The sequence below is a fragment of the Bacillus sp. T17B1 genome (assembly GCF_026796395.1).
In the GTDB taxonomy this organism is placed as follows: domain Bacteria; phylum Bacillota; class Bacilli; order Bacillales; family Bacillaceae; genus Bacillus; species Bacillus spizizenii_A.
This window is the reverse complement of the sequence record NZ_JALAYA010000006.1, coordinates 69,086-82,942: the sequence shown is the minus strand read 5'-3', so window position 1 is coordinate 82,942 and position 13,857 is coordinate 69,086. Positions and strand designations below refer to the sequence as shown.

The window sequence follows — 13,857 nt, the reverse complement described above, 5'->3', positions numbered from 1 at the left end:
GATTCGATTCTCTCCCGTTCTATGGATATATTGGCGTCATGGTGAGTCCAGTCTCTTCATTCCAGCCATTCATCAAATTAAAGTTTTGCACAGCCTGACCGGCGGCACCCTTCATTAAATTATCGATTACCGAAACGATTGTGACTCTGTTCGTTCTCTCGTCGAAGGTAACAGCGATATCACAGAAATTGCTGCCGTACACTTCCTTCGTTTGCGGATACTGCCCTTTTGGCCTTACTCTCACAAAATATGAATTTTGGTAAAATTCCGAATATAAATGATGAAGGTCATCTGCCGATAGTTCAGAGGTTAATTGTGTGTACATCGTTGCCATGATCCCTCTTGTCATCGGAACCAAATGAGACGAAAATGTAATAGGCCCGAGCCCCGGCTGCCATTCTTGCAGCGCCTGTTCAATTTCCGGCGTATGCTGATGTTCATTGACTTTATAAATTTTAAAATTATCGTTCAGCTCAGAAAAATGAGTTCCCATGGATGCTTTTCTTCCCGCTCCGGAAACACCGGTCTTTGCGTCAACGATAACGAAAGATTCATTGAGCAGTTTCTTTTGAGCCAATGGCGCGAGGCCAAGTAAAACAGCAGTTGGAAAACAACCAGGATTGGCAATGAGTTTCGCCTGTTGAATTTGCTTTTGATTGAGTTCTGCCAGACCGTATACCGCCTCATGAATCACTTCCTTCGGTGCAGCTGTCCGTTTATACCATTTTTCATATTCAGCCGGCTCTTGTATCCTCAGATCACCTGACAGATCAATAACCGGAATCCCTGCATCTGCCAGCTGGGGAGTCAATTCACTTGATACCCCGGGCGGCGCAGCAAGAAACATGATATCTATTTCGTGTTTGATCGTATTCATATCAATCGGCTTCAGCTTTTGATTCGCTAAGCCAGCAAGATGAGGATAAACCTCGCTGTAGACATTCCCTTCTCCGCTGGATGAATAGAGTATACATTCCTCTGCATGAGGGTGATGTGAGAGAATCCTGACAAGTTCGGTGCCTCCATATCCTGTAGCGCCTACAATTCCTATTTTCAAATCAAGTTCACCTTCTTGGTCTTTGTGAAATTATTTAACATTATAACATGAATAAAAATAAATTCAATCGTATATTTAATATTTTTATTCATTTATAAATTTTCTGTTCAATAAAAAATCCGTTCGAAAAAAATGGCAGAGATTCACCAGAAAACGTTGATCTGGCGCCTTATTTCAGCCGCATAAAAAAACAGACTGATCGCATCAGCCTGTTTTCATCATCATCAATCCACTCAAAAAATATAGAATAGAGCTTGCATAAAAAATCATTTCTACTGTAAAAAAGTCAGCGAGAAAGCCGCCGAGCATAATGGCTGCCGCTGAAAAAACAGCTGTCCAAAAATGGTAATTCCCAATCTTCTTTCCGCGCTCTCCGCTATCTGTAAAATCGGCGATCAGCACTTTTTCTCCGTGCTTTTGCAACGCACCAAAGAGCCCTAAAAGGACTTGGACGATATACACTTGAACGACGTTTCCAATATGCGGGACATATAAAAGCAGAACAGCCATGCCCCAAGAGTTTGCAAGCAGAAAATAACGGCTGTCGAACCTTTCAGACAGCCGTCCGAGCAACGGGTAAATGAGCGCTCCGCTTAGCCCGAACAATCCGTAGGAAAAACCGAACTGCGTGTAGCTGGAGCCAATATTTTTCACAAACAGAATATAAAACGGAAAGATTAAGCTGCTTGCAAAAAACACGCTGCTTTGTGATAGTGTCAGCCATTTTAATTTGTTTTTCCCCATTATTTATACCTCTGATAAAAGTAATTCATAAAGCGCTCATCCGGGTCATACGTTCGTTTTTTCTGAAAAAACGCTTCGCTTTTCGGGTATGCCTGTCTCATTTGCGCTTTTGTCTGGTAAGTCATATACGGCAAGTAATAGCTCCCGCCGTGCTTGATGGCAACGTCTGTCATGCGCCTGATGATCCGGGCAGTATCTGCCTGGCCTTCTTTTGAAAAGCCCTCATTTATTAAAAGCACAAGCGAAAACATATCATCCTTCGCATAGGAAAGATCGGCTTTTTCATTTTTCTGCACATAACGAATCGTAATGTTCAACATGTTTAAATCCTCGTCCGACAGAGTTTGTCTCAGGTCGTCAATATAGGACGAATACTCCTTCACCGGCACAAAGTATTCTTGCAGAACATCTGTGTTGTCATTGTTTTCATATTCGAGAAATTTTGATTCGGACCGCATAACATTATTACGTGTGATCTTTGTGCCGTTTTGACTCAGAAAATAGGACTGCTGCGTGTTCCAAAGCCAATTCCTTCCCCATTCATATCTTCTTGACAAGCCGAGTGCAAACTTTGTGATCCCCGTATACTCTTCTGCTTTGAGATCGCTGTATGATGGCAGCTGATCCTGATGATCAGCCAATTCATAATTTGTAACATACATGTCTTTCAGAAATCCTTTTTTCGCTGTTGAAATTCGCGCCAGATGCATTCGGACATCCGGATTTCCTTTTACGTGCTTTGTAAAATAGTCCGCGTATGCACTGTAATTCATTGTTTCAGTCTGCATGACATACAGCTCATCATCCGTCAGCTGAAGCGTTACATCAAGAATCACGCCAAAAAGACCGTACCCTCCGATGACTGCCGTAAACAAATCATCTTTTGGAGTGACGGTGACAATTGATCCGTCCGCTTTTAAAAGCCGAAATGATTTGACTGTATCAATCAGCGAGCCATAGCGGATATCACGTCCGTGGGCATTGGCGCTGAGAGATCCTCCAATTGTAAAAATGTTTTGTGACTGCATGACTTTTACCGCGAGTCCGTATGGATTCACGTCATTCTGGATGTCATTCCATGTCGCGCCGCTTTGCACTCTGATGGTTTTCTTCTCTTGATCAAGCGACAGAATTTTATTGTAGCCTGTCATGTCGAGAACGATCCCGTCCTCATAATATGTATGGCCGCCCATGGAATGCTGGGCCCCGGCGATTGAGATCTTTATGTTTTTTCGATTTGCCTCTTTGATCGTGTCAATGAGCGTTTCCTCTTCCTGCCCTTTCACTGTCTGCTTAATTTTCACAGGCATTAGGCGGCTGACATCCGTCATCTCGCTTGTGTCTGTTTTTTGATCTGAATGCACAGAGTATGCAAACAGGGCCGCATACGCGCCTATACAAAGCGCGAATGCAAGCATTTTCTTTTTCATGGCGCTCTCCCTGCTGTTTTTTTATACCATTATACCAGGTCTGCGCCCTCATTTTTCCAGATTATCTTGCCCGTTTTTCGGCACGGCGGTCAGCCACGATAAAGCAGGCGTGAATCGCGCCCGGCAGCCAAAAGATACAGGTCAATATAAGATTCAGCAATGCCTGAAACGGTTTTCCCGAAAACAAAACAGCAAGCGGCGGGCATAGGACAGCAAGCAGGTACATCATTTTCCCTCACTCCTTTTTTGTTTTGTTTTATTGAATGCCAAGCGCGATTTTCGCGTATCTGGACATTTTGTCTCTTGTCCAAGGCGGATTCCATACAATGTGAACCTCCGTCTCTTTCACTTCCGGAATGTCCGCTAATGCTTTTTTCACTTCATCAACGATAATCGGCGCTAACGGGCAGCCCATTGATGTCAGTGTCATCGTAACGTGCGTTAAGCCATCTTCATCCATATCAACATCATATACCAAACCAAGATTCACGATATCAACACCAAGCTCAGGATCAACAACCTGTTCCAGAGCGCCCATGATGTTCTCTTTTAATGCTTCTTCCATGTTCCCTCACTCCTTTTTTCTACAGTATAACGTAAATCAAGCCCTTCTTCACACCATTGTGCTTTATAAGTACGTATCAAACCATTCAATCGTTTTTAACACAGCTGTCCGCGGGACTTTATGGTCAGCATGTTCATCTCCGATAAATTGGAGGCGTTCCGGCTGCTCGCTGTAATGAGATTTGACCTTGTCATAAAATGTCCGGGTCGGCGCGTAAGGCACGACTTTATCTTTTGCGCCGTGCCAAAATAATAGCGGGCGCTGGCGCAGTTTTTCCGGCTGAAGGCTGAGATCCCGCAATTCGAGACGCTTCATCAGCTCCTCTACCTTTTCTTCCGGCACATCGATATCAATACCCTGAGATTGAATATGGTCAATTTGCTGCTGAAACAGTTCTACGTAATTCGGGCTTCCCATCAGGCTTACGCTGGCTTTTATCCAATCATAAGCAGTTAACGCGCCAAGCGTTGTGATACCTCCCATTGAGGTGCCTGCGAGGCCGATACGACCGCTGTCTATCAGGCCCTCTTTTTCAAAATGCGTTTTGAGTACGCCGATCTCTTCAATCTCATTGAGGACGATATCCCAAAAATGGCCGGCCAGCTCTTCAACAGCCATTTCTTCTCCCCGTTCACCATGGTGCAGAGCCTCCGGCAGAACGGCCCTGAAGCCCTTCTCCGCAAGCAGGTAAGCAATATGAAGGTTGTGTTCCTTCGCGCTCGTAAAACCATGTATAAAGATGACGAGAGGAACAGCGCGGCGCCTGTTCTCTTCCTTTACAATATGTAAAAACGGAATACCGGAAACAGTTTGATTTTCAATTTGAATCACAATGTGCCCCTCCTTAGGATAACCATAATCATAAGTGTAACATGTAGACAATAAAGATGGTAAAAAGCTACACTGTAAGTAAGGCAAAACAAGCAAATTCTAAGGTTAAAGGAGCTTTTCATGAAGACAAAACCCTATTTAATCGCATTAGATTTAGATGGAACGTTATTAAAGGATGACAAAACCATATCAGAATACACCCTTCGGACGATACAGCGCCTAAAAGATGACGGGCATTATGTCTGCATCTCAACGGGCCGTCCATACCGTTCAAGTTCCATGTACTATCAGCAGATGGAGCTGACAACGCCGATTGTCAATTTTAACGGAGCGTTTGTCCATCACCCGCAGGACGACAGCTGGGGACGATATCATACCTCGCTGCCGCTTGATGTTGTCAAACAACTAGTCGAGATCAGTGAGAGGTACAACGTACATAATGTGCTTGCCGAAGTCATTGATGACGTGTACTTTCATTACCATGATGAGCACTTGGTTGATGCCTTTAATATGAATACAACAAATGTGACGGTCGGAGACTTGCGGAAAAATCTCAGTGAGGATGTTACATCCGTACTCATCCACGCAAAAGAAGAAGACGTGCCGGCCATACGCTCCTATTTATCAGATGTGCACGCCGAGGTGATCGATCATAGAAGATGGGCCGCGCCGTGGCATGTCATCGAAATTATTAAAAGCGGCATGAATAAAGCGGTCGGCCTCCAGAAAATCAGCGATTATTACGGTGTGCCGAAGGAGCGGATCATTGCTTTCGGAGATGAGGATAACGATCTGGAAATGCTTGAATTCGCTGGCTGCGGCGTTGCGATGGGAAATGGAATTGACGAGGTCAAGCAGATTGCCAACCGGACAACGACTACAAATGAAGAGGACGGCGTGGCAAGATTTTTAAAAGAATATTTCTCACTTTAAAGACCGTCCATATTAATTTTTCCCACTCATAAACGTTACTTCATCCCACCATACTATTGAAGACGACTCATCTCGTCAAAGTATGGAAGGGGGCAGTCTCACAATGGGTAAACGAAGCAAATCGAGAAGGTTTATTCACCAAGGTAAAGACTCCATCGGGCTACACGCCGCAAGATTTCCATATCGGTCTACATTAGAAGAAGCTCACCAGCATGCCGCGGCACGAGACTCGGCAGAAAGGCAGTATGAATATTAAATGAGAAATGAACTGTTTCAGCAGGCAAAATCATTTGTTCAACAGGCTGTCATGGTGACAAACGGCTTTGAGGAAGGCGATCAGGAGCAAGCCATTCTGAGAGCCAAAAATGCTGTGTCTTCTGCGTATGCCAATTCGACAGATGCGGAACGTCAACAGCTTCACCAATTTCAGGATCAGCTAGACAAACTGCAATAAAAAAAGGCTATGGCGATTCGCCATAGCCTCTATTTGACATCAAATTGCTGAACGGCCTGAACCTGCTTGAGATTTTCCGCTCTCCCCTTAAATGTTACCTTTACCTCGTAAGTTCCGGGCTCAGGGACTTCCTTCCACACATCAGAGAAATCATATGTTTCTCCAGGTTCCAATGTCAGGTTTTGAAAAGCCTGCGTAAACATTTTGTCTTTCGAATAAAGGTATCTTTCTTTGTTGTCAGAATCATACACGACAAGTTCAAATTTTTGTCCTGTGCTGAATTGAAACTCGACAGCACGTTCGCTTTGGTTCTTCAGCGACATGTTAAACTTGATTTGTTCAGGCTCCTGAATTGCGTCAACAGATAAAACAACCTCTTGATTCTCCATTCCGCCTGATACCTCCTTATCGGGTTCTGTCTGCTCATCTTTCCCGCAGCCTATCAAAAGCAGCACAGGAAGGAGCATCACAAGCAGCCGTTTCACGACTTCCACCTGCTTTCGTCAGTCTTTTCTAAAGAAACCAAAAATCCCTGTCGTTTGAACAATGTTCGTAAATGCTTTCGGATCAACTTCTTTAACAATCTTCTCTAAATCGTACAATTCATACCTTGTGATGACGATAATCATCATTTCTTTCTGTTCGTTCGTAAAGGCTCCTTTGGCCGGAACAGTTGTGATGCCGCGCACCATTCTTCCGTAAATGGCTTCTTTGATTTCGTCCGCTTTTTTCGTCACGATCATTGCCGTGAGCTTCATGTGGCGGGTATGAATGGCGTCGATCACCCTCGTTGTCACATACAGTGTTACCAGGGTATATAATGCTTTCTCCCAACCTTGCAATAATCCTGCCGTCAAGATGATAATCCCGTTGAGAATAAAGAAATATGTGCCGACGGGTTTATCCTTCCACTTTGCTAGCACCATGGCGACGATATCGAGCCCGCCTGTTGAAGCGCCGTATTTTAATGTTAGGCCGATACCGACTGCGGAAATGACGCCGCCGAAAACAGCGTTCAGCAAAATGTCATGTGACAGGCTTGTTTCCGGCAGAATTCCCATAAACACAGTGGTGAGTGCGACACTTAAAATACTGTACACCGTAAACGATTTGCCGACCTTCAGCCACCCTAAAATACCGACCGGAATGTTTAAGAGGAACAAGAGCGTTCCCGTCGATATGTAAAAGGGGGCATATTCAACAATGACGCTTGATAAAAGCTGGGCCACACCTGTAAATCCGCTGGCATATACATCTGCCGGAATCAAAAATAAGTTCAGCCCGGCTGCATTGAGTAAAGCGCCGATGATGACGATGAGTAATTTTTTTGTTTGATCTAGTACCATGGCATGTTCCTCCGCTCTTTCTTCTTAATATGTTTTCCCTTAAAACAAATATTTGAACACGATTTTGGCAAATTAATATGATATAGTTGGCTTAACTCTTATGATAACGAGCGATAACGGAAAGAAGGGAAGCAATATGACAGTTCATCTCATCGCTGACAGCGCCGCTGATTTGCCCCGTTCTTATTTTGAAGAAAACGGCATTGGCTTTATTCCGCTCAGAGTCTCTCTCAGCGATAAAGAATTCGAAGATGCAGTCACGATTGATGCGGAACAAATATTTGAAGCGATGCAAAATGGAGAAACGCCTATGACGTCCCAAGCCTCACCGCAAACGATTAAAAATGTGTTTTTGCAATATGCCGAAACAGGTGATCCCGCTCTTTACATTGCCTTTTCCTCAGGCCTCTCCGGCACGTATCAGACAGCTGTGATGATGGCCAATGAAGTAAAGGAGGAATTCCCCGATTTCGATTTACGGGTCATTGATTCCAAATGTGCTTCATTAGGATACGGGCTGGCTGTCCGGCATGCTGCCGATCTCTGTATCAACGGAAATACAATACAAGAAATTGAAACGTCTGTAAAGAACTTTTGCGAACAGCTTGAGCACATTTTTACCGTCGATGATTTAACGTACCTCGCCCGGGGCGGCCGAATTTCAAAAACGTCCGCTTTTGTCGGCGGTCTGCTCAATATTAAACCGCTTCTTCATATGGAGGACGGCAAGCTTGTGCCTCTTGAAAAAATCCGCGGACAGAAAAAGCTGTTCAAACGGATTATTGAATTAATGAAAGAGCGAGGAGACAATTGGAGCGATCAAACCGTCGGAATCAGCTATGCCGCTAACGAAGGAACAGCCAATGACATGAAAAATTTGATTGAAGATACGTTCAAGCCAAAAGAGATTATCATGCATTCAATCGGTTCTACGATCGGCTCACACGCCGGTCCCGGCACATTAGCCGTATTCTTTTTAAGAAAATGAGCAAACAAAAACCTCCAGATATTTGATATATGCTGGAGGTTTTATATTAATTTTTTGTTTACATAAATGATGACTCCAGCTCCATATGCCAAAATCATTGGCGGAATCAGCTGATCTTGTCCTTGGAATGAAATAAAACCGTTTAAAAGAATAAATATCCCTGAATTCAGAAAAAAGTTTCCCGCAATTCTAGCCAGACGGTCTTTGTCACGTATCCGGGACTCACGGAAACCGGACAATATCCATGTTTGCTTTTTAATTCCTGCCATATAAGCAATCCAAAAGAAAAGCATCGCAATCAAGATCAATAAAAAATCGATGCGAATGTACACGACATCTCCCCCTGTCTTTTCACTAACAAAACAATCTGTCTCCTAATGATACGTAACAGAAATTTATTTGTGAAGTTCTTATATAAAAAAATAGAGGGCCTGTACGGCCCTCTATTTTTTCTCGTATGTCCATCCGTCTTCCTGATACACTTTTCCGTTTTTCATCAAATGGCCAAGCGCGCGCTTAAAGGCGGCTTTGCTCATGTTAAAACGTTCTCTGATATCGTCAGGCTGGCTTTTGTCGCTGTACGGCATAGCGCCGCTTCTTGTTCTCATATACGTTAAAATGTACTCGGCATCCACAGACAATGCATCCTGTTTTCTCGGGAGCAGCGACATGTTGACTGAGCCGTCTTCTTTTACTTGAATCACCCGTCCCGTGATTCTTGAGCCGAGTCTTGGTTCCTCTTTTCTTTCTGACGGATGGATAAAACCGCGGATACCATCGTCTGTGATGATAAATGAACCCGTTGCGATTAATCTGTACACCGTACCTGTCAGCTCTTTATTCATCAAATCTTCTGAAGCGTCGGTAAACAGTTCGCTTATCATATCCTCCGGTGCTGGTTTGGCAAACATGCGCCCCCGATTCGTCACTTTGAGCATACAGTAAAGTTTATCCCCTTTTTGCGGCCAGACCTCCTCGTATGGCGGCAAATGCTCAGTTGCAACAAGCGCGTCCTTAGTTAAGCCAACATCAACGAAAACGCCCATATCTTCCACTTTATCCACCACTTCGACCCAGCCGTACTCATCAGCGCTGATGACCGGAATTTTCATCGTGGCCGCAAGTCTTTCCTGCTGGTCGACATATATAAAGACCTCTACCTCATCCCTGTCTTCGATATCCTCAGTTATTTCACTGTTATGTAAGAGAATCGTATCTTCTCCGTCGGTTAAAAAGTAACCGAAGTCAGTTTGGTGATCTATACTCAAGGTTAATTGCTGCCCTGGTCTCATGCTATCGTCCTTCCTGTACCGCTTATTTTTATGCGGATTCTGTTAACATTTTTTCCAATCATCACAAATTGATTCTTTGTTCTGTTGGAAGTTTCTCTTTATTCTACTATAATCGACACATAAGTTAAATGTTATGGAGGTTTTCATATGGCAAAAGAAAGTTCATTCGATATTGTATCCCAGGTGGAATTGCCAGAAGTGCAAAATGCGATTCAAATTGCGCTGAAAGAAATCAGCACACGCTATGACTTTAAAGGAAGCAAAAGCGACATTTCGTTAGATAAAGAGGAGCTTGTTCTCGTTTCTGATGACGAATTTAAATTAAGCCAGCTCAAAGATGTGCTGGTCAGTAAATTGATTAAACGAAACGTGCCGACAAAAAATATTGATTACGGCAAGGTTGAAAGCGCGTCAGGCGGAACGGTGCGCCAGCGTGCAAAGCTTGTTCAAGGCATTGACAAGGACAACGCCAAAAAAATCAATACCATCATCAAAAACTCCGGCCTGAAAGTAAAGTCTCAAGTGCAGGATGATCAAGTTCGTGTCACCGGAAAAAACAAGGATGACCTGCAGCAGATTATCACAGCAGTACGGGGCGCAGAGCTGCCAATTGACGTTCAATTTATAAATTTCAGATAAATTTTCTGAATCCTATTGATTATTGTCTTTATTTTCGGTAAATTTGGAGAAAGGGAAAACGCCAGGCATCTTTTGGCAGCTCCTGAACATGTAAAATTTCATATCCGTTCTTATCAAGAGAAGCAGAGGGACTGGCCCGACGAAGCTTCAGCAACCGGTGTAATGGCGATCAGCCATGACCAAGGTGCTAAATCCAGCAAGCTCGAACAGCTTGGAAGATAAGAAGAGACAAAATCACCGACAAAGTCTTCTTCTTAAGAGGACTTTTTTTATTTCTCTTTTTTCCTTGCTGAATGTGAATAAAGGAGGCAGACAATGGGACTTTTAGAAGATTTGCAAAAACAGGTGTTAATCGGCGACGGCGCCATGGGGACGCTCCTCTACTCCTACGGCATTGACAGATGCTTTGAGGAGCTCAACATTTCAAAGCCGGAGGAAATTCAGCGCATACATAAAGCGTACGTTGAGGCTGGAGCCAACATCATTCAAACTAATACGTACGGGGCCAATTATATTAAATTATCCAGACACGGGCTTGAGGATGACATCAAAAAAATGAATCAGGAGGCGGTAAAAATCGCGCGGGCTTCAGCAGGCGATGCGTACGTGCTGGGGACGATGGGCGGCATCCGCACCTTTAATAAAAATGCGTACAGCCTTGACGAAATCAAACGCAGCTTTCGCGAGCAGCTGTACCTGCTGCTGCATGAGGAGCCGGATGGGCTGCTGTTAGAAACGTATTATGATTTGGAAGAAGCCCGTGAAGTGCTGAAAATCGCGCGCAAAGAGACTGACCTTCCGATTATGCTTAATGTCTCCATGCATGAGCAAGGTGTACTGCAGGACGGAACACCGCTTTCTGAAGCATTGCGATCGATTGCGGATCTCGGGGCTGATATCGCCGGCATTAACTGCCGACTCGGCCCTTATCACATGATTGAAGCGCTTAGCGAAGTGCCGATTTTTGATGATGTGTTCTTATCAGTTTATCCGAACAGCAGTCTTCCCTCACTTGAAGAAGGCCGGCTCGTCTATGAAACAGACGACACGTATTTTCAAAACAGCGCGTCAGAATTCCGCAAGCAAGGCGCACGGATTATCGGCGGCTGCTGCGGCACCACGCCGAATCACATCCGGGCGATGGCGGAAGCGATTGGCGGGCTTGCTCCGATTACAGAAAAAGAAGTCAAAACCCGGCCTAAGGAATTCATTTCTGTTCAGGATGAGCGCACAGAACCGGGCCTGAATGAGATCGCAGCGGTAAAACGCTCCATTATCGTAGAGCTGGATCCGCCGAAAAAATTGAGCTTTGACAAATTTCTGTCCGCCGCTGCTGAATTAAAAGAAGCGGGAATCGACGCCCTGACCCTTGCCGACAATTCCCTGGCTACTCCGCGGATCAGCAATGTTGCCTGCGGCACCCTTGTGAAGCAACAGCTCGATATGCGCTCCCTTGTCCATATTACGTGCCGTGACCGAAACATTATCGGCTTGCAGTCACATTTAATGGGCCTTGATACGTTAGGGCTGAATGACGTGCTGGCCATTACGGGCGACCCTTCTAAGATCGGGGATTTTCCGGGTGCAACGTCTGTGTATGATTTAACATCCTTTGATTTAATCAGGCTGATCAAACAGTTCAATGAAGGACTGTCCCTGTCTGGAAAACCGCTTGGCAAGAAAACGAATTTCTCGGTCGCCGCCGCATTTAATCCTAACGTCCGCCATCTAGATAAAGCGGTAAAACGGCTGGAGAAAAAAATAGATTGCGGCGCAGATTATTTTGTTTCACAGCCTGTCTATTCTGAGCAGCAGCTTGTCGATATCCATAACGAAACAAAGCATCTGAAGACGCCGATCTATATCGGCATTATGCCACTCACAAGCAGCCGAAATGCTGAATTCATCCACAATGAAATTCCGGGCATTAAACTATCTGACTCTATTCGTGAAAAAATGGCTCTCGCCGGCGAGGATAAAGAGAAACAAAAAGCGGAAGGCCTTGCGATTGCGCGCTCCCTGCTGGATACGGCATGCGAGCTGTTTAACGGCATCTACCTGATTACGCCTTTTCTCAGATCTGACTTAACCGCCAAGCTCACTTCGTACATTCAGCAAAAAGATGAGCAGCGCCAAAATATCTATTTGCATTAATACGTAGAAGACTGCCTAAGCCAAATGGGCGGTCTTTTCCAACGTAATTCGTGTTACGATAAAGAAAATGAGATTATGAGGAGGAACATCATGCTCGAAGTTAAAACCATTTCTGCGGAAGATACATACGACATCCGGCACCGCATCCTGCGTCCCCATCAATCCATCGAACAATGCAAATATGAACAGGATCATGCGGAAGGCGCCTTTCATCTCGGCGTGTTTTATGAAGGAATCCTGATCAGCATCGCTTCTTTTTCCCCTCAAAATCAGCCATTATTAACGGAATCCCCTGCATATCGGCTGAGAGGCATGGCGACGCTTGAAGGATATCGCGAGCAAAAAGCCGGAAGCACACTGATCAAATATGCGGAGCAAAAACTGGCAGACAGAAACGTACAGGCGGTCTGGTGCAATGCAAGACAACATGTCAAAGGCTACTATACAAAGCTTGGCTGGGAGGAACTTGGCGAACCGTTTGAGATTCCCGGCATTGGCACTCATGTTGTCATGTACAAAACATTCGGAACAAGCAGATGACGTGATATGAAGGTAATAGATGAGCTAATTGAGCTTCATGAACAACATACCCCCAGACTATTGCGGCTTTGCAGGCAAGCCGGGTGGCCTGATTATGGCGAACAAGAGCTGGCACTGCTTGTCCAGCAAGGGCGTTTTTTCGGTTATCAAAACATCCGCGGTGAGATCATCTCCTGTATCGGCTTATTTTTGTTTGGCCGTCTTGCTTCTATCGGCCTCGTCATCGTCGACAAGGACTACAAACGGCTCGGTCTCGGACGGCGGATGGTAAACGCGTGTATCAGCAAAACGGATGAAAGCACCGCCATCAGGCTTTGCGCCACAAAAGAAGGTTTGCCGCTTTATGAAAAAGCTGGTTTTCATCAAGCAGGTTCAGTCCGAAAATACAGTTGTCACGGTTTTCAACCGATTGAGAAGCAAAATCATCTTGTGGCTGAACTGACTGCCTTTAGAGAACAAAACTTTCAAGAATTAGCCGCGGCCGATCTCACTGCCTTTGGCGGAGATCGATCAAACCTTTTGCAGCAGCTTATTTACACTTCAGAGGAATGCGTCATCGCCCGAAACAATGAGGGACACCTGATTGGCTACGGCCTATCTGTACAGACACCTGCCAATCTGAAATTCGGCCCCATCATCGCCCCATCACCAGACGTGGCTGCTCAATTCATCAATAGGCTAGCCGCCGGCAAACAAGGTCCGATGCGCATCGATATACCGGGTGAACACACATCTTTGCATGAGAGGCTGATGGGGATGGGATTTCATGCAGACGATGAGCCTCCGCTTATGCTTTATCGGAAAAATAAGCTCCCTATCAAAAATGGACACTTATATGCGTTGATTTCACAGGCTCTCGGCTAATCCTCTTTTTTCCCGAACAG

Annotated in this window: 17 protein-coding genes, 1 pseudogene and 1 riboswitch; of the genes and pseudogenes, 8 read left to right on the top strand and 10 right to left on the bottom strand. The window is 45.0% G+C overall.

Features of this window, described 5'->3' with window-relative positions; translation table 11 throughout:
• Positions 1-19 precede the first annotated feature (19 nt).
• From argC to MOF34_RS03965, 6 genes are all read right to left on the bottom strand, one after another.
• Complete coding sequence (argC, locus tag MOF34_RS03990; protein WP_268398628.1) at positions 20-1,057, bottom strand: N-acetyl-gamma-glutamyl-phosphate reductase; 1,038 nt, start codon at positions 1,055-1,057, stop codon at positions 20-22.
• Positions 1,058-1,261: 204 nt separating this feature from the next.
• A complete protein-coding gene (locus MOF34_RS03985; RefSeq protein WP_019713942.1) occupies positions 1,262-1,801 on the bottom strand; it encodes an MFS transporter in 540 nt (179 codons plus the stop codon).
• Positions 1,801-3,231, bottom strand: a complete 1,431-nt coding sequence (locus MOF34_RS03980; protein WP_268398626.1) for an FAD-binding oxidoreductase — start codon at positions 3,229-3,231, stop codon at positions 1,801-1,803. Before MOF34_RS03980 ends, MOF34_RS03985 begins: the two co-directional genes overlap by 1 nt.
• 61 nt (positions 3,232-3,292) lie before the next feature.
• Positions 3,293-3,460, bottom strand: a complete 168-nt coding sequence (locus tag MOF34_RS03975; RefSeq protein ID WP_268398624.1) for a YqaE/Pmp3 family membrane protein — start codon at positions 3,458-3,460, stop codon at positions 3,293-3,295.
• 27 nt (positions 3,461-3,487) lie between these two features.
• Positions 3,488-3,796, bottom strand: a complete 309-nt coding sequence (locus MOF34_RS03970) for a metal-sulfur cluster assembly factor (protein WP_003224525.1) — start codon at positions 3,794-3,796, stop codon at positions 3,488-3,490.
• A 63-nt stretch (positions 3,797-3,859) separates the two neighbouring features.
• Positions 3,860-4,627: a prolyl oligopeptidase family serine peptidase gene (locus tag MOF34_RS03965; RefSeq protein ID WP_268398622.1), complete on the bottom strand. Its 768-nt coding sequence runs from the start codon at positions 4,625-4,627 to the stop codon at positions 3,860-3,862.
• A gap of 120 nt (positions 4,628-4,747) precedes the next feature.
• Between MOF34_RS03965 and yitU the strand changes: the two genes are divergently transcribed.
• From yitU to MOF34_RS03950, 3 genes are all read left to right on the top strand, one after another.
• Positions 4,748-5,560 carry a 5-amino-6-(5-phospho-D-ribitylamino)uracil phosphatase YitU gene (yitU, locus tag MOF34_RS03960; RefSeq protein WP_268398620.1) on the top strand — a complete coding sequence of 271 codons (813 nt, stop codon included), beginning with the start codon at positions 4,748-4,750 and terminating at the stop codon, positions 5,558-5,560.
• A gap of 103 nt (positions 5,561-5,663) precedes the next feature.
• The gene (locus tag MOF34_RS03955; RefSeq protein WP_003224519.1) at positions 5,664-5,816 is read left to right on the top strand and encodes a hypothetical protein; all 153 of its coding nucleotides are present in this window, start codon (positions 5,664-5,666) and stop codon (positions 5,814-5,816) included.
• A complete protein-coding gene (locus tag MOF34_RS03950; RefSeq protein WP_003224518.1) occupies positions 5,817-6,014 on the top strand; it encodes a DUF3813 domain-containing protein in 198 nt (65 codons plus the stop codon). It abuts the gene before it with no gap.
• Between the two features lie 29 nt (positions 6,015-6,043).
• On the opposite strand, the gene MOF34_RS03945 is transcribed toward MOF34_RS03950, so the two are convergent.
• The gene (locus MOF34_RS03945; RefSeq protein WP_311766028.1) at positions 6,044-6,499 is read right to left on the bottom strand and encodes a BsuPI-related putative proteinase inhibitor; all 456 of its coding nucleotides are present in this window, start codon (positions 6,497-6,499) and stop codon (positions 6,044-6,046) included.
• An 18-nt stretch (positions 6,500-6,517) separates the two neighbouring features.
• A complete protein-coding gene (locus MOF34_RS03940; protein WP_268398618.1) occupies positions 6,518-7,360 on the bottom strand; it encodes a YitT family protein in 843 nt (280 codons plus the stop codon).
• A 136-nt stretch (positions 7,361-7,496) separates the two neighbouring features.
• Between MOF34_RS03940 and MOF34_RS03935 the strand changes: the two genes are divergently transcribed.
• Positions 7,497-8,348 (top strand): DegV family protein, encoded by an 852-nt coding sequence (locus tag MOF34_RS03935; protein WP_268398616.1) that lies wholly within the window; start codon positions 7,497-7,499, stop codon positions 8,346-8,348.
• 41 nt (positions 8,349-8,389) lie between these two features.
• Here the strand turns inward: MOF34_RS03935 and MOF34_RS03930 are convergent, their stop codons facing one another.
• Together MOF34_RS03930 and MOF34_RS03925 are read right to left on the bottom strand one after the other, a co-directional pair.
• Positions 8,390-8,641, bottom strand: coding sequence for a DUF3784 domain-containing protein (locus tag MOF34_RS03930; RefSeq protein WP_284439959.1), 252 nt, complete (start codon positions 8,639-8,641; stop codon positions 8,390-8,392).
• 150 nt (positions 8,642-8,791) lie between these two features.
• A pseudogene (locus tag MOF34_RS03925) lies at positions 8,792-9,689 on the bottom strand (S1 RNA-binding domain-containing protein).
• 98 nt (positions 9,690-9,787) lie between these two features.
• Here MOF34_RS03925 and MOF34_RS03920 point away from each other — a divergent pair.
• The 4 genes from MOF34_RS03920 to MOF34_RS03905 all read left to right on the top strand — a co-directional run bounded on the left by MOF34_RS03920 (position 9,788) and on the right by MOF34_RS03905 (position 13,837).
• Entirely contained in the window at positions 9,788-10,279 is a 492-nt protein-coding gene (locus tag MOF34_RS03920) for a YajQ family cyclic di-GMP-binding protein (RefSeq protein ID WP_268398614.1), read from the top strand.
• Positions 10,280-10,386: 107 nt separating this feature from the next.
• Positions 10,387-10,504, top strand: a riboswitch (SAM riboswitch).
• A gap of 90 nt (positions 10,505-10,594) precedes the next feature.
• Complete coding sequence (locus tag MOF34_RS03915) at positions 10,595-12,433, top strand: bifunctional homocysteine S-methyltransferase/methylenetetrahydrofolate reductase (RefSeq protein WP_268398613.1); 1,839 nt, start codon at positions 10,595-10,597, stop codon at positions 12,431-12,433.
• A 90-nt stretch (positions 12,434-12,523) separates the two neighbouring features.
• On the top strand, positions 12,524-12,973 hold the full coding sequence (locus MOF34_RS03910) for a GNAT family N-acetyltransferase (RefSeq protein WP_268398611.1): 450 nt from the start codon (positions 12,524-12,526) through the stop codon (positions 12,971-12,973).
• Between the two features lie 6 nt (positions 12,974-12,979).
• Complete coding sequence (locus MOF34_RS03905; protein WP_268398609.1) at positions 12,980-13,837, top strand: GNAT family N-acetyltransferase; 858 nt, start codon at positions 12,980-12,982, stop codon at positions 13,835-13,837.
• Positions 13,838-13,857 lie beyond the last annotated feature (20 nt).